Origin of the sequence: Streptomonospora nanhaiensis, assembly GCF_026642255.1 — a bacterium.
Taxonomy (GTDB): Bacteria; Actinomycetota; Actinomycetes; order Streptosporangiales; family Streptosporangiaceae; genus Nocardiopsis; species Nocardiopsis tropica.
Genome location: NZ_CP113264.1, coordinates 1932512 through 1954762, shown reverse-complemented (window position 1 = coordinate 1954762; position 22251 = coordinate 1932512). Strand labels below are relative to the sequence as shown.

The following is a 22251-nucleotide window of genomic DNA, read 5'->3' as shown; positions in this document are numbered from 1 at the left end:
CCTCGCCCTCCCGGGGTCCGGCGGGGCCGGGGGCGCCGCTCAGCCCCCGGTGCGGGCGGTCAGGCGCTCGCGCAGCCCGGCCGCGGCGGCCCGGGGGTCCTCGGCCTCGGTGATCGCGCGCACGACCACGACCCGGCGGGCGCCCGCCTCCACCACCGCGTCGACGTTGGTCGCGTCGATCCCGCCGATGGCGAACCACGGGCGGTCCGTGCCCAGCGCCGCGGCGCGTTCGACCAGGGACAGGCCCGCCGCGGGGCGGCCCGGCTTGGTGGGGGTGGCCCAGGTGGGGCCGACGCAGAAGTAGTCGCTCCCGGCCTCCTCGGCGGAGGAGGAGGCGGCCGCGATGTCGTTGTTGGAGCGGCCGATCACGGGGTCCGCCCCGATGATGTCGCGGGCCATGGGCACCGGCAGGTCGCGCTGGCCCAGGTGCAGGACGTCGGCGCGCACCGCGCGGGCGATGTCCGCGCGGTCGTTCACCGCGAGCAGGGCCCCGTGCCGCTCACAGGCCTCCCGCATGACCTCCAGGGCCGCGATCTCCTCGCGGGCCTCCAGCCCCTTGTCCCGGAGCTGGATGATGTCCACCCCTCCGGCCAGGGCCGCGTCGGTGAACTCGGCGAGATCACCGCGCCCGGTCCGGGCGTCGGTGCACAGGTACAGAAGGGATGCGTCCAGGCGCTTGCGCAGGCTGGTTCCGTGGCTGGTCCTCACCCCGCCCACCCTAGGCCCTCGCCGGCCGGCCCCCGAGGGGAGGCCGCCCGACGGCGCGCCGCGCCCCGGGCCGTGTTCCGCGGATCGTTCCGGGCCCGCGTCCGCCGACGCCCGCCGAGAGCGTCCGCGGACCACGCGCTAGAAGGCCATGCTCTGGGCGCGGCGGCGCACCTCGGTGCCCCGGTTCTCCCGCATCGCCTGGATGGGCGTGCCCGGCAGGGTGTCGTCGGGGGTGAAGAGCCAGCGCAGGGCCTCCTCCGTGGAGAAGCCCGCGTCGGTCAGCAGCACCAGGGTCCCGGGCAGCCCCTTGACGAGGTCGTCGCCGTCGATGAAGGCGGCGGGGACGGACAGCTGCCCTCCGCGGACCACACCCATCATGCGGTTCTCGCGGATCAGGGTCTTGATCCGGTTGGGGCTCACGCCGAGCGGCGCGGCCGCCTCCTTCAGGGTCAGCCACTCGCCGACCAGCGTGTCTATGTCGATGTCGCTTCGTGTCACCCTCCCAATCTGCCACATCCGCACGGGGCCCGGACACCTTCCGGCGCCGCGGGGGCCGGGCGCCGTGGAGATCCCCACCACTGCCACGCATTCCGGGAGGAGGTTCTAGGATGGGGACAGACCTCTGCACATCCCGCGGGAGCCGGGTGGGACCCGGCTGAGAGGGAGGCTGTGAGCCTCCGACCGCACGAACCTGATCCGGGTCATGCCGGCGAAGGGAGTGGGAACAGCGCCGTGCGCACGAAGAACGATCCCCGCCGCGAAACGATTCGTCCTACCGGTGGCGGCCCCGGGGACGCGCCGGAGCGGACCGTCGTCGTGGTCGGCGGCGGCCTCGTGGGGAGGGTCACCGCCTGGCGGGCCGCCCAGGAGGGCCTCCGCGTCACCCTGGTCGAACCCGACCCCGTGACCGGCCCCGCCGGTGCCCGTGCCGCCTCCACCGTCGCGGCGGGCATGCTCACCCCGGCCACCGAGGCCGTGTTCGGCGAGGAGCCCCTCATGGAGTTCGGGGTCCGCTCCGCGGGCATGTACCCCGGGTTCGTCGCCGAGCTGGAGGCCGCCGGCGGGATCCGCGTGGGCTACCGCACCACCGGGACCCTCCTGGTGGCCTTCGACCGCGACGACATGGCCGTCCTCACCGACCTGCACCGGCTCCAGGAGCGCCTGGGCATCGCCACCGAGCGCCTGACGAGCCGCGAGTGCCGCCGGCTGGAGCCGGTGCTCGCCCCGTCCGTGCGCGGCGGCGTGCTCGCTCCCGACGACCACTCCGTCGACCCCCGGCTGCTGCTGCGCGCCCTGGCCGCGGCGGGCGGACGCGCGGGAGTCACCGAGACCGCCGGTCGGGCGGAGGAGGTCACGGCCCCCGGCCCCGGGGGCGCCCGGCTGGGCGTGCGCCTGGACGACGGCCGGGTCCTGCCCGCCCACCAGGTCGTCCTGGCCGCAGGCTGCTGGAGCGACCGCGTCAAGGTGCCCGAACCGGTGGTGCCGCCGCTGCGCCCGGTCAAGGGCCAGCTCCTGCGCGCCCGGGTGCCGGCCGGCGAGCCGCCCCTCGTCGGCCGCACGGTCCGGGGCCTGGTGAGGGGCTTCACCACCTACCTGGTGCCGCGCGCCGACGGAGAGGTGGTCATCGGCGCCACCCAGGAGGAGCTCGGCTACGACACCTCGCTCACCGCCGGGGGCCTCTGGCAGGTCCTGCGGGACGCGCGCGAGCTCGTCCCGGGGGTGACCGAGCTGGAGGTCACCGAGACCTGTGTGGGCCTGCGCCCGGGCTCACCGGACAACGAGCCCCTGCTGGGGCCGACCCGGGTCCCCGGCCTGCACCTGGCCGCGGGGCACTTCAGGCACGGGGTCCTGCTGACCCCGGCCACCGGGGAGGCCATGGCGCGCGCCCTCACCACGGGCGCCCTGCCGGAGTACGCGCGCAGGTTCGCCGCGGACCGGGTGTCCGGCGACGCGCACACGACGACGTGGGAGTAGGAGAGGCAGTGCAACTCATCATCAACGGCGACCTCCGCGAGTTCGCCGACGGCACGACCGTGGAGGCGGTCGTCCGCGACCTGACCGCGCCGGGCGGCGGCACGATCCCCGGCGGGATCGCCGTGGCCGTCAACGACGAGGTGGTGCGCCGGGCCGCGTGGGCGGACGGCGCGCTGGGCGCGGGCGACCGCGTGGACGTCCTCACCGCGGTCCAGGGAGGCTGAGCATGAGCGCACACGGAACCGGAGGCGTCGAGGACCCCCTGGTGATCGCCGGGACCTCCTTCGGCTCGCGGCTGATCACCGGCACCGGCGGGGCGCCCTCCCTGGAGGTCCTGGAGGAGGCCCTGGTGACCTCCGGGACCGAGCTGACCACCGTGGCCATGCGCAGGGTCTCCCCCGGCGCCCAGGGGTCGGTGTGGGACGTGCTGTCCCGCAACAGGATCCGCGCGCTGCCCAACACCGCGGGGTGCTTCACCGCGGCGGACGCGGTGCGCACCGCCCGGCTGGGACGCGAGGCCCTGGGCACGGACTGGGTGAAACTGGAGGTCGTGGCGGACGAGCACACCCTGCTGCCCGACCCGGTGGAGCTCCTGGACGCCGCCGAGCAGCTGGTGGACGAGGGGTTCACCGTCCTGCCCTACACCAACGACGACCCGGTGCTGGCCCGGCGCCTGGAGCAGCTGGGGTGCGCGGCGGTGATGCCGCTGGCCGCGCCGATCGGCTCCGGGCTGGGGATCCGCAACCCGCACAACCTCGAACTGATCGTGGAGGGCGCGGGGGTCCCCGTGATCGTGGACGCCGGGATCGGCACCGCCAGCGACGCCGCCCTCGCGATGGAGCTGGGCTGCGACGCGGTCCTGCTGGCCACGGCCGTGACCCGGGCACAGGACCCGGTGCGCATGGCCGCCGCGATGCGCGACGCCGTCCGGGCCGGCCGGGGCGCCCGCCTGGCCGGTCGCATCCCGGTGCGCCGGCACGCCCTCGCGTCGTCCCCCGCGGTGGAGTAGCGCCCCGGCGCGGCCTGCCGCCGCGCACGCCCGGGGAGGGCCGCCGACCGCGTGTCCCGTCCCTCCGGGGCGTGACGCGCCCGGGGCCGGGGCGCACGGGGCGCGTGTTCCGTCCGGGCGTGACCGGTCCCACCCTGGCCGGCCCGCCGGGACGGCCCCCGGGGCCGCGACGCCGCGGGGACCGGGCCTCCCGGTCCCCGGACCGGGGGCCCGGCGCGCACCGGTCCCGCGAGGTCCGGAGCGCCGTTCCCGGAACGTTTGGAACCGTCCCCTAACGTGGGATGGGTGTGCGGCCCGACGGAGGGCACCGCACGCTCGCCGATGAACCAGGCGCGAACGCCCGCCACCGAGGGTGGAGAGGCGCGACGCGACCGCGAACCGCGGGGCAGACCTGGCGTGGGCTTCCGCTATCGTGTCGGTTCGACACCCGGTGTCGGGTACGCGCCACCAACCGCGACAGCCCGCGCTCCCCGCAGCAAGGACACTACTCCGCCGTGGACATGACGACTTCCGACCCGCTCGTAGGCGCGACCCTCGACCGACGCTACTTCGTCGAGTCCAGGATCGCCGGAGGCGGGATGGCGACCGTCTACGTCGCCCACGACCTGAGGCTGGACCGCCGCCTGGCGCTGAAGGTGATGCACCCGTCGCTGGCACAGGACCCCACCTTCGTCCAGCGCTTCATCAACGAGGCGCACTCCGTCGCCAAGCTCTCCCACCCCAACGTCGTCCAGGTCTTCGACCAGGGTGAGGACCAGGGACACGTGTTCCTGGCGATGGAGTACGTGCCCGGCCGCACCCTGCGCGACCTGCTCAAGGCCCGCGGACGCCTGTCCCCGCACGAGGCCCTGAACGTCATGGCGTCGGTCCTGGCCGCGCTCGGCGCCGCCCACCAGGCGGGCATGGTCCACCGCGACGTCAAGCCCGAGAACGTCCTCCTCACCGAGGACGGCCGGGTCAAGGTGGCCGACTTCGGCCTGGCGCGCGCCGTGGAGCAGTCCAACCAGGGCCTCACCCGGACCGGCACCCTCATGGGCACCGCCGCCTACCTGGCGCCGGAGCAGATCGAGAAGGGCGTCGCCGACGCCCGCAGCGACGTGTACGCCGCGGGCATCATGTTCTACGAGCTGCTGACCGGCGGCCAGCCGCACACCGGCGAGACGCCCATCGCGATCGCCTACCAGCACGTCAACGAGGACGTGCCCCGCCCCTCGCACTTCCTGCCGGGCCTCCCGCCCGAGGTGGACGCGCTGGTCACCAAGGCCACCGAGCGCGACCCCCGCTACCGTCCGAGCAACGCGGGCCAGTACCTGGCCAAGGTGCTGGAGGTCCTGCACCGCCTGCCGGCCCGGGCCCCCGGCGGCGAGGCGCCGCTCGCACCCGTCGCCCCGACCGCCGCGACGGCGTCCGTCACCGCCCCCCAGCTCATCGCGGGCGGGGCGGGGCCGGGTACCGAGAACGCCACCATGGTCGTGGACATGAACAGCGCGGGGCTGCGCGACGACGGCTACGACGGGGACGACTACGACGACTACCCGGACGACCGCGACGCCCCGAGGCGCCGCGGTCTGCTGATCGGGATCGGCGCCGCCGCCCTGGCACTGGTGCTGCTCCTCACCGGCTGGTGGTTCCTCGTCGGGCGGTTCGAGTCCGTGCCGGACGTGGTGGGGCAGAGCCCCGAGGCCGCGCGCGAGGCCATCCTCGACGAGGGGCTGGTCTACACGCTCGCGGAGGAGCCCGTCTACAGCGACGCCGAGCCGGGCAGCGTCGGTCGGACCGATCCCGGACAGGGCGAGCGCCTGTCGCCCGGGGACGAGGTGACCGTGTACGTCTCCCAGGGCCCGCAGAACGTGACCATGCCCGACCTGGCGGGCGAGGACGCCGCGAACGCCCTCGCGGCGCTGGAGGACCTCGGGTTCTCCCCGGACAACCTCGAACAGGTGGACGTGGACGACGAGGACGTCCCGCCCGGCGAGGTGATCTCCACCGACCCGGAGGCGGGCGCCGAGGCCGACCGGGAGGGCACGGTCACGGTCACCGTCAGCCGCAGCATCTCCGTTCCGGCCGTGGTCGGCCAGGAGCAGGGCGCCGCCCGGACGGCCCTGGAGGAACTCGGCCTCTCCGTCAGGGTGGTCGAGGAGGAGAGCGAGGACGTCGACGAGGGCCTCGTGATCCGGCAGAGCCCGGACAACGGCGCCAGCGTGGGGGCCAACGGCGAGGTCACCCTGACCGTCTCCACCGGCCCCCCGGGCGTCACGATCCCCGACGTGGTCGGCATGCCGGTGCGGGACGCCGAGGAGGAGCTGGAGGACGCGGGCTTCGACGTGAACGTCGAGCGCGTCCTCGGCGGCAGGGTGGTCTCCCACCAGTCGCACACGGGCGAGGCGCCGGAGGGCACGGAGATCACGATCACCGCGACCCCGGGCGGCATCGACTTCGGGGACTTCGAAGAGGACGACTGACGCGCATGCCCGGGACCGGGCGTGTGGGCAGGGGCGTGCGGGCCGGACCGGCCCGCGCGCCCCTGCGCCGTTGCGCACCCCGGACGGCGAACCCGTGCGGCCCCCGCGCCGACACGTCCCGCACGGGTTCGCGAACCGCCCGCACGGGGCCGCCCCGGTCGGGATAGGGTCCCTGCATGGCGACCGAGGAGATCCGGGTACTGGTGGTGGACGACCACCCGATGTGGCGCGAGGCGGTCGCGCGCGACCTGGGCGAGGCCGGGATCGAGGTGGTGGGGACGGCGGGCGACGGCGCCAAGGCGCTGCGCATCGCCCCGGCCGCGCGTCCCACCCTGGCGGTGGTGGACCTGCACCTGCCGGACATGACCGGGGTCGAGCTGACGGCGGGCCTCGTCGCGATGCCCGAGCCCCCGCAGGTACTGGTCCTGTCCGCGAGCGGGGCCGGCGACGACGTGCTGGCGGCCGTGAAGGCCGGGGCCACCGGCTACCTGGTCAAGTCGGCGGGGCGGGACGAGCTGCTCGACGCGGTGCGCCGCGTGAACACCGGCGAGGCCGTGTACACCCCGGGACTGGCCGGGCTCGTGCTGGGCGAGTACCGCAGGCTGTCGTCGTCCGACCGCGTCCGGGAGCCCCGGGCGCCCGCGCTGACCCCGCGTGAGACCGAGGTGCTGCGCCTGGTGGCCAAGGGGCTGGCGTACAAGCAGATCGCCCAGCGCCTGACCATCTCCCACCGCACCGTGCAGAACCACGTGCAGAACACCCTCACCAAGCTGCACCTGCACAACCGGGTCGAGCTCGTGCGGTACGCGATCGACCAGGGCCTGGACGAGTAGCGGACAGCGCCCCCGCCCGGTTCCGGTCGCGCTCCCACGCGTACGGCGACGGCGTTCCGGGGCTGTTCACCTCCCCGGGTTGGCCACGGGGAGCCGGGCCCACTATGGTCTAGACCATATGGCGTCTCGCGCCGTGGGAACACACAACGTCGAGGAGAATTCGTATGCGAGTCGGGGTGCTGACCGGTGGCGGAGACTGCCCTGGTCTGAACGCGGTCATCCGCGCCGTGGTCCGCAAGGGCATCAAGGACTACGGGTACGAGTTCATCGGCTTCCGGGACGGCTGGCGCGGACCGCTGGAGGGCGACACCGTTCCGCTGAACGTCGAGTCCGTGCGCGGCATCCTCCCCCGGGGCGGCACCATCCTGGGCTCGTCCCGCACCAACCTCATGAAGATCGAGGGCGGTGTGGAGCGCGTCAAGGACAACATGGCCGCGCTCGGCGTCGACGCGCTGGTCGCCATCGGCGGCGAGGACACCCTGGGCGTGGCCCGCCAGCTGCACGACCGCGGCGTCAACGTCGTGGGCGTGCCCAAGACCATCGACAACGACCTCAACGCGACCGACTACACCTTCGGTTTCGACACGGCCGTGAACATCGCCATGGAGGCGATCGACCGCCTGCACACCACGGCCGAGTCGCACCACCGCGCCCTCGTCGTGGAGGTCATGGGACGCCACGCCGGATGGATCGCCCTGCACTCGGGCATGGCCGCCGGCGCCAACGTCATCCTCATCCCGGAGCGCCCCTTCGACATCGACGACGTCGTCAAGCACGTCGAGAGCCGCTTCCAGACCCAGTACGCGCCGATCATCGTCGTCGCGGAGGGCGCGCACCCCAAGGAGGGCCAGATGGAGCTGGCCACCGGCGAGACCGACTCCTTCGGGCACGTGCGCCTGGGCGGCATCGGCCAGCGCCTCGCCGAGGAGATCGAGAAGCGCACCGGCAAGGAGGCGCGCTCGGTGGTCCTGGGGCACGTGCAGCGCGGCGGCACCCCCACCGCGTTCGACCGCGTGCTGGCGACCCGCCTGGGTGTGAACGCCATCGAGGCCGTGCACGACAAGTCGTTCGGCAAGATGGTCGGCCTCCAGGGCACCGCCATCGTCCGCGTCGACCTGGCCGAGGCCACCGACACCCTCAAGACGGTCCCGGCCGAGCGCTACGAGGAGGCCGAGGTCTTCTTCGGCTAGGCCCGCCGCGAGCTCCGGGAGCGCCCACGACACGGGCCGGAACCGTCGGAACACGGACCTCCGGTGCCTCCCGGACACCACCGGCCCCGTCGGCCGCCGGCCACGTGCGCCGGCCCCGGGCCGGTGAGCGCCCTCTTCCCAGCTCCCAGGGGAGGGGGCGCGTCCGCGTCCGGGACCGCCGCAACACTGTGTTTACCGCCGCATGCCCTCCCACCCCGTCGGAAAACGGTTCGAGCGGTCGGGGGGATGTTCGATACTGGAGGGCGGCGCTGGACACCCGGTTCCACCGCCGACGCTCCCACCTCGTACCGGGCCGTAGGCATTCACCGGAGGTAGCACCATGTCCGCGTCGCTCGAGTCCGCGCCGCTCCCCGTCACCGAGGTAGGAGCCGAGGCCGGGCTGGGCGAGCTCTGCGTGCTCATGAAGCTCGGCGAGATCGTCCTCAAGGGCTCCAACCGCAAGCTGTTCGAACGGCGGCTCCACAACAACATCCGCGCGTCCGTGCGCGACCTGGGCGAGGTCCGCCTCTCGCAGCGCGGCGCGGGCGTCATCATCGTCCGCAAGCCCGGCGCCTCCGACCTGGAGGTCGCGGAGATCGCCGACCGCATGGCCAACGTCATGGGCGTGGTGTGGGTGCACCTGGTCCGCCGAGTGGCCAAGGACCTGGACGCCATCACCGACATCGGCGTGCGCTCCCTGGCCGGCCGCCAGGGCTCCTTCGCGGTGCGCGCGCGCCGCCGCGACAAGCGCTTCGGGATGACCTCCTCCGAGCTGGCCGGGTACCTGGGCTCCAAGGTCATCGAGGCGCACGGCTACCCCGTGAACCTGAAGCGGCCCGACAACACCCTGTACGTCGAGGTGGACAAGGACGAGGCGTTCGTGTTCACCGACGGCATCCCGGGCCAGGGCGGCCTGCCCGCGGGGATGAGCGGTCGCGGACTGGTGCTGATGTCCGGCGGGATCGACTCCCCCGTGGCCGCGCACCGGATGATCCGGCGCGGGCTGAAGGTCGACTTCCTGCACTTCTCCGGGATGCCGTTCACCGGCCCGGAGTCCATCTACAAGGCCTACAGCCTGGTCCGCCAGCTGGACCGCTACCAGGTGGGCTCGCGCCTGTTCGTGATCCCCTTCGGCAAGGCCCAGCAGCAGCTGAAGAGCTCCGGCATCGAACGGCTCCAGATCGTCGCCCAGCGGCGCCTGATGCTCAAGACCGCGGAGGCCCTCGCCGACGACCTCGGCGCCGAGTGCCTGGTCACCGGGGACGCCCTCGGCCAGGTCTCCAGCCAGACCATGACCAACCTCACCGCGCTGGACGACGCCGTCGACCTGCCGATCCTGCGCCCCCTCGTCGGGATGGACAAGACCGAGATCATGGACCAGGCCCGCAGGATCGGCACCCTGGCCATCTCGGAGCTGCCCGACGAGGACTGCTGCACCATGCTGACCCCGCGCCAGGTCGAGACCGCCGCCAAGATCCCCGACCTGCGCCAGATCGAGAAGCGCCTGGACGCCGAGGAGCTCGTCGAGCACCTGGTCACCACGGCCCAGGTGCACAAGCCGAGCTTCCTCGGCGACGCCGCGCCCAAGCGCCTCGACGGCGCGAGCAAGCCCGCCGCCGCCCGCCTCTGACGCGGGCCCCGCGACGGAGCCGCCCCGCCACGTCGGACGTGGCGGGGCGGCTCCGTCGCCACGGCCTCAGAGACCGGCCAGCTCGCGGCCGGGCGCCGGGGTGAGGGTGCGCCCGCTCAGGGCGGCGAGGGTGCCGGCCAGGTCGCGCAGCTGTGCCAGGTCCTCCTCCAGCAGGGCCTGCGGGCCGTCGCACAGGGCGGTCTCCGGGTGCGGGTGCACGTCCACGATGACGCCGTCGGCGCCGACCGCGACCGCCGCGCGGGACAGCGGGAGCACCAGTTCGCGCTTGCCGCCCGAGTGGGACGGGTCGACGATGACCGGCAGGTGGGACAGGTTCTGGGCGACCGGGACCGCGCTGATGTCGAGCGTGTTCCGGGTGGCCTTCTCGAAGGTGCGGATGCCGCGCTCGCACAGGACGATGTCGAGGTTGCCCCGCTGGGCGATGTACTCGGCCGCCATCAGCCACTCCTCGATGGTGGCGCTCATCCCCCGCTTGAGCATGACGGGCTTGCCCGCGTCGCCCGCCGCCTGGAGCAGGGCGAAGTTCTGCATGTTGCGGGTGCCGATCTGGAGCATGTCGGCGTAGGAGGCGACGAGCTCGACGTCGGCGGCGTCCACCACCTCGGTGACGACGGGCAGACCGGTCTCCTCGCGGACGTCGGCGAGGATCTTCAGCCCCGCCTCGCCCAGCCCCTGGAAGGCGTACGGCGAGGTCCGCGGCTTGTACGCGCCGCCGCGCAGCAGGGAGGCGCCCGCGGTGAGGGCCATCCTGGCGGCCTCGAGGGTCTGCTCCGGGGTCTCGACGGCGCACGGGCCGGCGATGACGGTGACGTTGTCCCCGCCGATCGGCACCCCCCGGACGCTGACGACGCTGCGGCTGTCGTGGTTCTCGCGGCTCACCAGCTTGTACGGCGCGGAGATGCGCAGGACGTCGCTGACACCGGGCTTCGCGGCCAGGCCCAGGTTCTGGAACCGCTCGACGTCCCCGACCAGGCCGATGATCGTACGGCTGACCCCTCGGGTCACGTAGGCCTCGCCTCCGGAGGAGGTGACCAGTTCGACGAGCGAGTCGATGTTGTCGGGGGTGGCGTCCGGCGCCATCACGATGACCATGTGGTTCGTCCCTAGCTGCTTGTCGGTGGGAGTGGCGGGACCGGTTCGCGCCCGGGACACGAAAAAACCCCGGGCTCTACCGGCCCGGGGCTCAAGTCGTCTGTGTCAGCGCAGCGCTTTACAGGCGACCGGGGTATCGGGCCGGTAGCCATAAAAGCGCCAGAAGTTTCGCTGCATGGCTGTGACTATAGCGCACGGTTGCGGCGTGCCCGCACGCACGGGGCGAGTGACCTGGCTCTCGTCGGCGCCTGGCAGGATGGCCGGGCGCCGCGTTCCCCCGCGGCGGACGGGACGGGGAGGTCCCGGCGGGGGACACGCCCGACCCGTCGGCAGGGGCGTAGTGCAAGGGCCGGGCGGCCGGAGCGGGACGAGCAGGGGGACGTGTTGTCCGAGAGAGCGGACGGGGACGGCGGTGCGGGGGAGGATCGCGCCGGGCGCGCCGGGGGGCCCGGGATCCCGCCGGGCCAGGCCGTACGGTACGAGCACAGACCGCTGCACTACGGGCCCGTCCCCGTCTTCCGGCCGCACAGGTGGGACTTCCGGGTCATGGGCGCGACGGAGACCCTGGGCTCCTACCGGTGGACGTGGGAGGAGTTCGGCACGCTGCCCCGCACCGACTCGGTGAGCGACTTCCACTGCGTGATGCGGTTCAGCGTCCCCGGCGTCCCCTGGGGCGGGGTCCGCGCCCTCGACCTGGTCTCCGCCGCGCCCCCGGCCCCGGAGGTGACGCACGTGATGGCCTGGGGGGAGTACGGGTACAGCGCCAACCTGCGCCTGGACGACTTCCTGTCCGAGCAGGTCCTCCTGGCCACCCACCGCGACGGGGAGCCCCTCGCCCCCGAGCACGGTTTCCCGCTGCGGCTCGTGGTCCCCCACCTCTACGGGTGGAAGAGCGTGAAGTGGCTGCGCGCGGTGGAGTACATGACCGCCGACCGGCGGGGGTTCTGGGAGGAGCGCGGCTACCACAACCGCGCCGACCCGTGGAGCGAGCAGCGGTTCTCCTACCAGGAGGAACCGGGCCACGGGCCTCCCCTCTGAGGCGGGTTCCCCCGGGGGACGCGCATCTCCACCTCCGTTCCCTGCCCCGGGACCGAGACGTACTCGACGGTTCCCCCCAGGTCCCGCACACGCCCCCGGATGGACTGGGCCACGCCGAGGCGGCCGTCCGCGTGCGCTTCCTCCAGCCGGCCCGGCGCGATCCCCGGCCCCTCGTCGCGCACGGACACGGTCACCCCGCCGGGCTCGTCCTCCAGCAGCACCCAGGCACGGGTGCCGCCGGGGCAGTGCCGCTCCACGTTGTCCAGGGCCGCGAGGACCGCGGCGGCCAGCTCCTCTGCCGTGCGCGCGGGGAGCAGGACGGGGGAGGCCGGCGCGGACACCGAGACGCGGGACGACTCCGCCCTGCGGACCTGTTCGCGCAGGTCCACGGGGGCGCCGTCGAACCCCGCCCCCGGACCGCCGCCCCGGGGCCCTCCCCCGGACCGCGGGTCGGCGTGCACGGCCGCGGCGCGGCCGGAGGCGCCGTCCCGGGCGCCGGCCCACCGCGGCGCTCCGCGGGCCCCCGGCGCCCCCGCCCGCGCGGCGCCGTCCCCGGACGACCCGCCGGGCGGATCCCCGCCCGGGAGCCCGTCCGCGAAAAGGGCGCGCAGCCGCACCTCCTGCTCGCCCGCCATCCGGCCGAGCTCGGCGGCCTCGCCGCCGGCCTCGGCCCCGCGCCGGCTGACGAGGGCGAGCACCTGGAGCACGGAGTCGTGGATCGAGCGGGCGAGCTGCTCCCGCTCACGGAGGCGGGCCTCCAGGGAGACCGCCTGGGCGAAGCGCCGCTCCGCCTGTTCGGCGACCTTGGCCATGTACCCGACGACCAGGGACGCCAGCAGCAGGAGCACGACCCCCCGTGCGGTGGCGGCGGTGATGTTCGCGTCCATGACGACGCGCAGCGTGAGGTCGGCGAAGCCGTAGAGGAGGGCGACGACACCGGCTCCGCGCCGTCCCCAGATGACGGCGGCGGAGAGCGCCGCCCCCGCGAACCAGTAGCCGCTCAGGGGCGGGGCCTGGGTGAGGTAGAAGGGCGTGGCGGCGGCGGCCGTCGCGAACATGCAGGCGAACGCGACGGCCAGGTCGGCGGTGAGCAGGCGCCAGGTGCGGAGCTCGGGGCGCGCGTAGCCGTAGGTGGCGGCCACGGTCCACACGGCCATGGCCGCCAGGACCGTCCACGCGACCCAGGGCCTGGTCAGGGCTCCGTGGTTCTGGACCAGGAGGACGAGGGAGTAGACCAGGGTCGCGGCGCGGAAGACGGCGAACGCGCGCCAGAGGGGGACGTCGAAGCCCAGCGGTCAGACCACCGCCCCGTTGTCCGGCCCGTTGTCCCCGGGCGGCCGCGAGTCGGTCATGCGCAGGATGAGCACGACGAAGCTGGCGAGGAACGCCACCACGGCGAGGAACATCATCCAGTTCGGCAGGGAGATGCCGGCGAACGCCGCGCCGAACACCAGCACGGGTCCGCCCAGCAGCCCGAACCAGGCGGCGATGCCGACCCGGTCGCCCTTGAGCAGGGGAGGCGGGGGCGGGGGCTCGTAGTGGCCCTCCAGCTCCGCCTCGGCCCGGCGCCGCGCGTCCTCGTCCTCGTCCTCGTCGTCCTCCCCGGCTGCGTCGGGAGGGCCTCCGGCGAGCAGGTCGCCGTCGGGGGCGCCGCCTCCCCCGGGCCCGGCGTCCTCGCGCCGGTCGGAGGCCCCGAGGTTCTCGGCGTCCGGCCAGGCCGTGCGGGTGGGCCGGTCGGAGGCGTCCTCGTCGTAGAAGCGCGCCACCAGGTCGTTCCAGACGTGGTCCTCGTCGGAGGACCTGGCCTGCGCGGCGTCGGGGTCGCCGAGCGGCCCGTCGAGCAGGTCGCCGCCCGCGGGGCCGTCGGCCTGGGCGTCGGGGGCGGCCCCGCCCTCCGCGCCGTCGGCCTCGGGCCTGGAGTCCCCGTGCGGTGCGAGCAGGTCCGGGTCGGAGTGGCCCAGGTCGGGCAGCTCGGCGCCCAGGACCCGTTCCGCCGCGGCCCGCTCCTCGGCGTCCACGTAGAGGTGGTCGGTGGGCGGGTCGTCGGCCCCGCCCCCGGACGGATCCAGGACGTCCTCGTTCAGGGGCACCGCGTAGGCGGCGATCCCGCTGCGTCGCAGCGCCTCCAGCATCGTGTCGGCGTGCGAGGGCGCGAGCAGGATGAGGGGCACGTAGGCGTCGGCGAGCAGGCCGTTACCCCGACGTTGCGTCATCGGTCGGCTCCTTCCCCGCTTCTACGGTGCTCCCGCACGAAGGCGAGGCTTCCGTCGAAGATGGCGGCGGCGTCATGGTCGAGGGTCGCCACGTGGTAGCTGTCGTGCAGCAGGTGGATCGTCAGCCGGGTGTTGACCGCTCTCCTAGCGAGGATACGCAGACTCCGCGGTCCGACGACGTGGTCCTGGGTACTGCGATAGGCCAGAATCGGCGCTCGCAAACCGGACATGCCCTCCTGAACTGCGCGCCACAGCTTCGGGAGTGTCGCGGCGGCCGCGGTGGGGACCCTGTCGTACCCGCCCTCGGTCGTGTCGTCCTTGGAGACGTCGCTGGAGAGCCCCGGCGTGGAGGGCATGATCCGCGAGGCGAGGCGGCGGACCGGCGCGATGAACGGCAGCCTCGCGTCCTCCAGGGCCAGGGACGGGTTGACCAGCACCGCCCCGCGCACGAGGTCCGGGTGCTCCTGGGCCAGGCGCAGGGTGAGGGCCCCGCCCATGGACAGCCCCATGACGTACACCTCCCCGCAGCGCGAGGCCAGGTCCAGCAGGGCCCGTTCGGCCTCGGCGAACCAGTCGTCGCTGGTGGTGAGGTTCATGTCCTGCCAGACCGTGCCGTGCCCGGGCAGGAGGGGGATCTCCACGCTGTACCCCGCGGCGGCGAGGTGCTCCCCCCAGGGGCGCATCGAGTACGGGGACCCGGTGAATCCGTGACAGAGCAGTACGCCGACCTCCGACCCGCGGTGGCTGAAGGGCTCCGCCCCGGGGATGAGGGGTACGGTGTCGGTCGGTCTCACGGAGCGGCTCCAGGGGATCGTGCGGTACGCGTCGGTGTCGGCGGTGCCGGCGTCGGCCGTGGACCGGGCGCCGCCGGGCGGCCCGGCCCCCGACTCCAGCCGTGAGGCTAGCCGCTCGGCGGAGTGTTTGTCATGGGTGCACACTAACGCCCCGGCCTCCGGGGACGAGAGGGGCACAGCGCACCGCGGGGGCCGACTGAGTATCCTCGACTGGGTCGGGCCGAGAGCCCGTTTGGGGGCGCTTTGGCAGTTGCCCCCGCACGGTGGGAGGATGGCGCACGTCAGGCGGCGGCTCCGACGTCCTCCCGGGGCGCGAGCCCTTCTGGCAATGTCGGTCGAGCGGGACAGTGAATCGTGGCAGGCCCTGCCCAGTCCTCCCCGCGTGTGCAGGGGTGATCTGAGCGATGTTCTACTGGGTGGTCAAGGCGTTCCTGGGGCCGATCCTGGCCGTGCTGTGGCAGCCGCGCGCGGAGGGCGTGGAGAACGTGCCGCGGCGCGGTCCGGCGATCATGGTCAGCAACCACCTGTCCTTCTCGGACCACTTCTTCGGTCCGCTGCCGCTGCCGCGCAAGATCACCTTCCTGGCCAAGTCCGAGTACTTCACCGGCACGGGCGTGAAGGGGCTGCTGAGCCGGGCGTTCTTCACCGGCGTGGGCCAGATCCCGATCGACCGGTCCGGCGGCAAGGCGAGCGAGGCGGCGCTGCGCACCGGCCTGCGGGTGCTCAAGCGCGGCGACCTGCTGGGCATCTACCCGGAGGGCACCCGCTCCCCGGACGGCAAGCTGTACCGCGGCCGTACCGGCGTGGCGCGGCTGGCCCTGGAGTCCAAGGCCCCCGTGGTGCCGATGGCGATGATCAACCTGGAGAAGATCATGCCTCCCGGCCGCACCGTCCCCAAGCTGGGCGTGCGCCCCAAGGTCAAGTTCGGCAAGCCGCTGGACTTCTCCCGCTACGAGGGCATGGAGACGGATCCGCGCGTACTGCGGGCCGTCACCGACGAGATCATGTACGCGCTGATGGAGCTGTCCGGCCAGGAGTACGTGGACCGCTACGCGCAGTCGATCAAGGCGGAGCTGGAGGCCGAGGCCAAGGAGGCGCGGCGCGAGCAGCACGCCGGCGACAAGGACCGCAGGCGCGCCGAGCGCGAGCGCCGCAAGGAGGAGCGCCGGGCCCGCAAGGAGGAGAAGCGGGCCGCGCGGGGCAGCGGCGGCGACGACGACGCGAAGGAGTAGTCCTTCCCCACGACGTACGGAGCGGGTCCCCGTGGCGACACGGGACCCGCTCCGTACGTGCGTCGGCCTCGGCGGCCCGGGGCCGGGGCGTGGCGGGTCAGTGGCGGGCGAGGTCCCCGGCTCCGACGATGCCGGCCTCCCCGCCCAGTTCGGCCAGGCGCACCTCGGCCAGGCGCCGGCCGGGCCGGCCCGACACGTGCCGGGCGAAGGAGGCGCGGACCGGGTCCAGCAGGATCGACCCGGCGTCGGAGACCCCGCCGCCCAGGACGAAGCACTCCGGGTCCAGGATGGCGGCCAGGTCCGCGAGTCCCAGCCCGACCCACTCCCCGACGATCCCGAAGCACTCCAGCGCGGCCTGGTCGCCCTCCAGGGCCGCCTGGGTGATGACGTGCCCCTCCACCTGCTCGACGACCCCGTCGGCCAGCTTGAGCATGCGCTCGGCGGCCCGGGGGTCGGTGCGGGCGCGGTCCTGCCCCTCCGCCACCAGGGCCCGGCCGCTGGCGTACTGCTCCCAGCACCCGTGGTTGCCGCAGGCGCAGCGGCGCCCGTGCGGGACCATCCGGTAGTGGCCGACCTCGGCGGCCACGCCGAAGCGGCCGCGGTGCAGGGCCCCGCCCATGACCAGGCCCCCGCCGATGCCGGTGCCCAGGGTGACGCAGACGATGTGGTCGCTGCCGCGACCGGCGCCGAACCGGGCCTCCGCCCAGGCCGCGGCGTTGGCGTCGTTCTCGATGACCACCGGCAGGCCGACGCGCTCCTGGACGCGCTCCTTGAGGGGTTCGTCGTGCAGCCCCAGGTTGACCGCCACCTGGATGGTCGCGCGGTCCTCGTCGACGAACCCGGCCACGCCCACGCCGACGGCCCGGACGGACTCCGGCTCCTGCCTGCCGCACAGCTCGGCGACGGCCTTGGCGACGACGTCGGCCAGGCCCTCCGGGTCTGCGGCGGGGGTGGGGTACTTGACCTTGTCGAGGATCTGCCCGTCGCGGTCGACGACCCCGGCGGCGACCTTGGTTCCGCCGATGTCTACGCCGATGGTCAGCATGGGGGCTGCTCCTTCGCACTTACGCCCGAACTCTGACATAAGTCTCAAGGTTCATGGCAGAGGGTTTTCAAATGGTGTAAACCATTCGATTAAACCAGGCCGGACGCGACCCCCGACACCCCGGGAGCGAAAGCCGCCGGGCTAACCCCGCTCCCCCGCCCCGGCCTGCCCGTCCGCGGTCTCCGGGACGCCGTCCTGCACCGGGGCCGGGGAGGACGAGGAGGGGGCCGGCGGCTCGGCGGCGGGGTCCTTCCCGGCCTCACGACGCCCCGCGTCGTCCGCGCGCCCCTGCTCCAGGGAGCGCTCGACCACGCCCCAGGTGCGACCGAGGGCGTCGAAGGCGGCCAGTCCGGCGCGCCCCAGGTGACCGGCGACCTCGGGGGCGGACCTGCGCACGATGTCGAGGACCTCCTCCAGCGGGGGCCGCTCCTCCTCGCTCTCCAGCCGGATCGCCTCCTCCCACACGTCCCCCTTGGCCGGGGGCGCAGAGGTGACGGCGCCGACCCCGCGCTTCACCCCGGCCACCAGGAGTCTGCGCTGGAGGGTGTCGACCAGCCTCAGCGCGTCGTCGATGAGGTCCGGGGCGTCCCCCCTTCCCGCACCCGAACCGCCGTCGCGACCGGTGTTCTCCGCCATGTCCGCTTCCTCTCCTCGCGCCGTGTTCCTGGCTTCACGGTAACCGGCCCCGGTGCGCCCGGCGGGCTTTCTCAGGGCGGGTTCAGGGACGGGCCAGGGATGAGCCGGGGCTCCCCCGGCGTTGTCGCGGACGGTGGGGTTTCCGCCTTCCGAGCGCGACAAACCGCCTCATACAAGTCATATGACACAGAGTTAACGTGATGTGCACAAAGACCATGGCAGGCGTATAGTCTCGCGTGCGTACGCGAAGTCAGCGAAATCACCCTCCTGACCTGCGCACTTCCGATTTCCCCGAGGGCGCCGCACGCCGTCGGACCGGACGGGCCCGCGTACCGCACGACACTTCAGGGACTCGGACCCGACACGCCTGGCGACAGGGGGACACCACGCTGAACAGCGCGTTCACTCCCTGCCACGCCTCGGCTCCGGATCACCGTTGGATACCGAACGGCAACACGTTCTACTCATGAGTAGCATTCTGTTGTTACGGTCGTCACGTCCCCACTTATCCAGAACCCGTACACGTCCAGGAGCACCACGTGCGCGAATACAGCTCTCCCGCGAAGGCTGAGATCTCCGACGACGCGCGCCTGACCGACACGCTCTACGCGCGCGCGGTCGGCGAGCCCTCTGCCGTCGCCGCCCGCCGGCAGGAGTCCGGCCAGTGGCGCGACGTCACCGTCGCGGAGCTGCACGGCGACATCGCCGCGTACGCCAAGGCCTTGATCGCCGCGGGCGTCGAGCACGGGGACCGCGTCGCCCTGATGTCGCGTACCCGTTACGAGTGGACCGTCGTCGACTACGCGATCTGGTCCGTCGGCGGTGTGACCGTCCCGATCTACGAGACCTCCTCCGCCGAGCAGATCGAGTGGATCCTCTCCGACTCCGCCGCCAAGGCCGCCTTCGTGGAGACCGGGGACCACGCGGAGCGCGTCGAGTCGATCCGCGCCAAGGCTCCCGCCCTCGGCCCCGTCTGGCGCTTCGACGGCCCCGAGTTCGCGGAGCTGCGCTCCAGCGGGACCGAGGTCGCGGACGAGGCGCTGGAGAAGCGACGCACCGCCGTCAAGGTCGACGACATCGCCACCCTCATCTACACCTCGGGCACCACCGGCCGCCCGAAGGGCTGCGAGCTCACGCACCGCAACTTCCTCTTCATCGCCCACAACGCCCTCGCGGGCCCCGCCAAGCAGGTGCTGCGCGGGAAGGAGAACCCCTCCACCCTCCTCTTCCTGCCCCTGGCCCACGTCTTCGCCCGCTTCGTCCAGGTGATGGTCGTCGAGGGCAAGGCGACCCTCGGCCACTTCCCGTCCACCGGTCCGGAGCTGATCGAGCAGTTCTCCGTCTTCCGGCCGACCTTCCTCCTCGCGGTCCCCCGCGTGTTCGAGAAGGTCTACACCAAGGCCGAGCAGAAGGCGACGGCCGAGGGCAAGGGCAAGATCTTCAACGCCGCCGCCGAGACCGCCATCGCCTACAGCAAGGCGCTCCCCACCGGGCAGATCCCGCTCGGGCTGAAGCTCAAGCACAAGCTGTTCGGCAAGCTGGTCTACGGCAAGCTGCTCGCCGCGCTCGGCGGCAACGCCGACTACGCCGTCTCCGGCGGCTCGGCCCTGGGCGCCCGCCTCGGCCACTTCTTCCGCGGCATCGGCTTCACCATCATCGAGGGCTACGGCCTCACCGAGACGACCGCGCCGACCTCGGTCAACAGCCCCGAGTTCAACAAGATCGGCACCGTGGGCCAGCCCCTGCCCGGCACCACCGTGAAGATCGCCGACGACGGCGAGATCCTCCTCAAGGGCGACCACATCATGGTCGGCTACTGGCAGAACGAGAAGGCCACGAAGGAGGCCTTCACCGAGGACGGCTTCTACCGCACGGGCGACCTCGGCACCCTCGACGACGACGGCTTCCTGAGCGTCACCGGGCGCAAGAAGGAGATCATCGTGACGGCGGGCGGCAAGAACGTCGCCCCTGCCGTCCTGGAGGACCGCATCCGCGCCAACGCCCTGGTCAGCCAGTGCATGGTGGTCGGCGACAACCGCAAGTTCATCGCCGCGCTGATCACGATCGACCCGGAGTCGTTCGCGCAGTGGAAGGAGGCGAACGGCAAGACCGGCGAGATCGCGGACCTGACCGGGGACCCGGACCTCAACGCCGCCGTCCAGGAGGCCGTGGACAACGCCAACAACGCGGTGTCCAAGGCCGAGGGCATCAAGAAGTTCAAGATCCTGCCCAGCGACTTCACCGAGGAGAGCGGCCAGATGACCGCCTCCCTGAAGGTCAAGCGGCACGTGGTCAGCAAGCAGTGGAGCAAGGAGATCGACGACATCTACGGCGCCTGATCCCCAGGGCTCCGGAAGGGGGCCGGCCGCCGGGAGGCGGTCGGCCCCCTTCTCCGTGTGCGCCTCCCCGGGCCCGGAGCGCCGTCCGCACCCGTGCGGGACGGCGGAGCCGCCGCCGAAACCCTGGTGGGACCGGGGTTCTCCGTCCCGCACCCGCGGGGGTCGGCGGCGGTGCGTCCCGCACGGACGGGGCCGCCGCCCTGTCCGCGGCTGTGCACCACCGGCCCCCCTTCCGGAGGGGAGGGCCGCCCGGACGTCTCCCGGGGGCTCACGGGGCCGCTGGGGGCCGCCCCGCCCCGGCCGCGCCCCGCCGGTGGGAGGGCGAGAACGCGACGGACCCGGCCGCGCGGTGCGGCCGGGTCCGTCGAACAGGAGGCGTCCTAGTGCGCGGACTCCTTCTCACCCTCCGGTGCGGAGTGGTGGAGGTGGTGGCCGCTGTGCGCCTCGACACCGTCGATGGACACGTTGTCCTTGGTGTACCAGTGGGCCAGGGCGCGGCGGAGCTTGCCCATGCCCTTGCGGGACTCGGGGTTCTCCACCCCCTTGTCGTCGACGTCCGCGTCGTCCGCGAGGGCCGTGGAGCCGATGAGCGGCTTGCTCTCCAGCACCTCGGTGGTCTCCTCGGAGTTGCGCTTGTGGACCTCGATGAACTCACCGCTGGGGAGCTGCCGGATGGTGCCGCTCTCGTAGCCGTGCTCCAGGGTGTCGCGGTCCCTGCGCTGGAGGCCCAGGCAGATCCGCTTGGTGACGATGAACGCCACGACCGGCCCCACGAAGACCAGCACACGGAAGATGTACGTGGTCAGGTACAGGTCGATCGAGAAGGTCTCCGACAGGATGTCGTTGGACCCGGCGAGCCAGAGCACGCCGTAGGCGGTCATGCCCGCGACGCCCAGCCCGGTGCGGACCGGCGCGTTGCGCGGACGGTCGGCCACGTTGTGGACGCGCTTGTCCCCGGTGATCCACTGCTCGACGAACGGCCAGGCGCCCGGCAGGACGAAGAGCATGCCCATGACCCCGAGCCCCGGGACGAGCACCGCGATCGGCACCGCGTAACCGAAGACGCTGAAGTCGAAGGTGTTCGGGAAGATGCGCAGCGACCCCTCCAGGAAGCCCATGTACCAGTCGGGCTGGAGCCCGGAGGTGATGGACGTCGGCGTGAAGGGCCCGAACAGGTGGATCGGGTTGATCTGCACGAACGCGCTCAGACCCGCGATCACGGCGAACGTGAAGAAGAAGAACCCGCCGGCCTTGACCGCGAACGCGGGGAACATGGGCGTTCCCACCACTGTCTTCTCCGTGCGCCCGATTCCCGGGTACTGCGTGTGCTTCTGGTGCCACAGGATCATGAAGTGCGCCACGATCAGGGCCAGGAGCACCGCCGGGATCGCCAGCACGTGCAGCATGTACAGCCGGGTGATGATGTCCTCGCCGGGGAACTCCCCGCCGAAGAGGAACATCGACACGTACGTGCCCACCAGCGGCAGCGCCAGGATCACGCCCTGGAGGATCCGCACGCCCATGCCCGAGGGCAGGTCGTCCGGCAGGGAGTAGCCGAAGAGGCCCTCGATGATCGACAGCGCGAAGATCGCGATGCCGATCAGCCAGTTGATCTCGCGCGGCTTGCGGAACGCACCGGTGAAGAACACGCGGAGCATGTGCACCACGATCGCCGCCAGGAAGATCAGGGCGGCCCAGTGGTGGATCTGCCGGACGAGGAAGCCGCCACGCACATCGAAGTCGATGAACAGCGTGGAGGCGTACGCCTCCGACATGGGAACGCCCTGGAGGCGCTCGTAGGAGCCGTCGTAGACGACCTCCAGCATGCTCGGCTTGAACCAGAGCGTGAGGAAGACGCCGGTGACGAGCAGGATGATGAACGAGTACAGCGCGATCTCGCCCAGCATGAAGGACCAGTGGTTAGGGAAGACCTTGCGGAGGTTCTTCTCACCGGTCTTGGCCAGGTGGAAGCGGTCGTCGATGAAGTTTCCGACGCCGCGCAGCGCCTTGGGTGCTTGCGTGGTCTTACTCATCG

19 protein-coding genes and 1 riboswitch are annotated in these 22251 nt (G+C 72.9%); of the genes, 10 read left to right on the top strand and 9 right to left on the bottom strand.

Going from position 1 to position 22251, the window contains the following annotated elements; genetic code table 11:
• Nucleotides 1–39: 39 nt before the first annotated feature.
• Complete coding sequence (gene thiE, locus OUQ99_RS08630; RefSeq protein WP_267948902.1) at nt 40–708, bottom strand: thiamine phosphate synthase; 669 nt, start codon at nt 706–708, stop codon at nt 40–42.
• Between the two features lie 138 nt (nt 709–846).
• A complete protein-coding gene (locus tag OUQ99_RS08625; protein WP_267950307.1) occupies nt 847–1224 on the bottom strand; it encodes an Rv2175c family DNA-binding protein in 378 nt (125 codons plus the stop codon).
• Between the two features lie 107 nt (nt 1225–1331).
• Nucleotides 1332–1445: riboswitch (TPP riboswitch) on the top strand.
• Between OUQ99_RS08625 and thiO the strand changes: the two genes are divergently transcribed.
• The 7 genes from thiO (at nt 1441) to thiI (ending at nt 9806) form a co-directional block, all read left to right on the top strand.
• The gene (gene thiO, locus OUQ99_RS08620; RefSeq protein ID WP_378554912.1) at nt 1441–2682 is read left to right on the top strand and encodes a glycine oxidase ThiO; all 1242 of its coding nucleotides are present in this window, start codon (nt 1441–1443) and stop codon (nt 2680–2682) included. (Overlaps the previous riboswitch by 5 nt.)
• A gap of 8 nt (nt 2683–2690) precedes the next feature.
• Entirely contained in the window at nt 2691–2906 is a 216-nt protein-coding gene (thiS, locus tag OUQ99_RS08615) for a sulfur carrier protein ThiS (RefSeq protein WP_267948901.1), read from the top strand.
• Between the two features lie 2 nt (nt 2907–2908).
• A complete protein-coding gene (locus OUQ99_RS08610) occupies nt 2909–3691 on the top strand; it encodes a thiazole synthase (RefSeq protein WP_267948900.1) in 783 nt (260 codons plus the stop codon).
• A gap of 494 nt (nt 3692–4185) precedes the next feature.
• Nucleotides 4186–6153, top strand: a complete 1968-nt coding sequence (gene pknB, locus OUQ99_RS08605) for a Stk1 family PASTA domain-containing Ser/Thr kinase (protein ID WP_267948899.1) — start codon at nt 4186–4188, stop codon at nt 6151–6153.
• Between the two features lie 176 nt (nt 6154–6329).
• Nucleotides 6330–6986 carry a response regulator gene (locus OUQ99_RS08600; protein WP_267948898.1) on the top strand — a complete coding sequence of 219 codons (657 nt, stop codon included), beginning with the start codon at nt 6330–6332 and terminating at the stop codon, nt 6984–6986.
• Nucleotides 6987–7150: 164 nt separating this feature from the next.
• A complete protein-coding gene (locus OUQ99_RS08595) occupies nt 7151–8176 on the top strand; it encodes a 6-phosphofructokinase (protein WP_267948897.1) in 1026 nt (341 codons plus the stop codon).
• Between the two features lie 340 nt (nt 8177–8516).
• Nucleotides 8517–9806: a tRNA uracil 4-sulfurtransferase ThiI gene (gene thiI, locus OUQ99_RS08590; protein ID WP_267948896.1), complete on the top strand. Its 1290-nt coding sequence runs from the start codon at nt 8517–8519 to the stop codon at nt 9804–9806.
• A 66-nt stretch (nt 9807–9872) separates the two neighbouring features.
• Here the strand turns inward: thiI and aroF are convergent, their stop codons facing one another.
• Nucleotides 9873–10919 carry a 3-deoxy-7-phosphoheptulonate synthase gene (gene aroF / locus OUQ99_RS08585; RefSeq protein ID WP_267948895.1) on the bottom strand — a complete coding sequence of 349 codons (1047 nt, stop codon included), beginning with the start codon at nt 10917–10919 and terminating at the stop codon, nt 9873–9875.
• 453 nt (nt 10920–11372) lie between these two features.
• Between aroF and OUQ99_RS08580 the strand changes: the two genes are divergently transcribed.
• A complete protein-coding gene (locus OUQ99_RS08580) occupies nt 11373–11957 on the top strand; it encodes a molybdopterin-dependent oxidoreductase (RefSeq protein ID WP_267950305.1) in 585 nt (194 codons plus the stop codon).
• On the opposite strand, the gene macS is transcribed toward OUQ99_RS08580, so the two are convergent.
• Genes macS through OUQ99_RS08565 form a run of 3 tightly spaced genes read right to left on the bottom strand, consistent with a single transcriptional unit; the run spans nt 11921 to nt 14964 of the window.
• Complete coding sequence (macS, locus tag OUQ99_RS08575; RefSeq protein ID WP_431061521.1) at nt 11921–13195, bottom strand: MacS family sensor histidine kinase; 1275 nt, start codon at nt 13193–13195, stop codon at nt 11921–11923. The genes OUQ99_RS08580 and macS overlap by 37 nt on opposite strands.
• Before the next feature lie 57 nt (nt 13196–13252).
• Entirely contained in the window at nt 13253–14170 is a 918-nt protein-coding gene (locus OUQ99_RS08570; protein WP_267948894.1) for a hypothetical protein, read from the bottom strand.
• Complete coding sequence (locus OUQ99_RS08565) at nt 14167–14964, bottom strand: alpha/beta hydrolase (RefSeq protein WP_267948893.1); 798 nt, start codon at nt 14962–14964, stop codon at nt 14167–14169. The genes OUQ99_RS08570 and OUQ99_RS08565 overlap by 4 nt, the downstream gene beginning before the upstream one ends.
• A gap of 404 nt (nt 14965–15368) precedes the next feature.
• Here OUQ99_RS08565 and OUQ99_RS08560 point away from each other — a divergent pair, with 404 nt between their 5' ends.
• On the top strand, nt 15369–16196 hold the full coding sequence (locus OUQ99_RS08560) for a lysophospholipid acyltransferase family protein (RefSeq protein ID WP_267948892.1): 828 nt from the start codon (nt 15369–15371) through the stop codon (nt 16194–16196).
• A 97-nt stretch (nt 16197–16293) separates the two neighbouring features.
• Here OUQ99_RS08560 and OUQ99_RS08555 read toward each other — a convergent pair whose 3' ends face one another.
• Together OUQ99_RS08555 and OUQ99_RS08550 are read right to left on the bottom strand one after the other, a co-directional pair.
• Nucleotides 16294–17241, bottom strand: coding sequence for an ROK family glucokinase (locus OUQ99_RS08555; protein WP_267948891.1), 948 nt, complete (start codon nt 17239–17241; stop codon nt 16294–16296).
• Between the two features lie 141 nt (nt 17242–17382).
• Complete coding sequence (locus OUQ99_RS08550) at nt 17383–17877, bottom strand: hypothetical protein (protein WP_267948890.1); 495 nt, start codon at nt 17875–17877, stop codon at nt 17383–17385.
• Between the two features lie 539 nt (nt 17878–18416).
• Here OUQ99_RS08550 and OUQ99_RS08545 point away from each other — a divergent pair.
• Nucleotides 18417–20216 (top strand): AMP-dependent synthetase/ligase, encoded by a 1800-nt coding sequence (locus tag OUQ99_RS08545; protein WP_267948889.1) that lies wholly within the window; start codon nt 18417–18419, stop codon nt 20214–20216.
• 380 nt (nt 20217–20596) lie between these two features.
• Here the strand turns inward: OUQ99_RS08545 and qcrB are convergent, their stop codons facing one another.
• Complete coding sequence (gene qcrB / locus OUQ99_RS08540) at nt 20597–22249, bottom strand: cytochrome bc1 complex cytochrome b subunit (protein WP_267948888.1); 1653 nt, start codon at nt 22247–22249, stop codon at nt 20597–20599.
• Nucleotides 22250–22251: the final 2 nt, after the last annotated feature.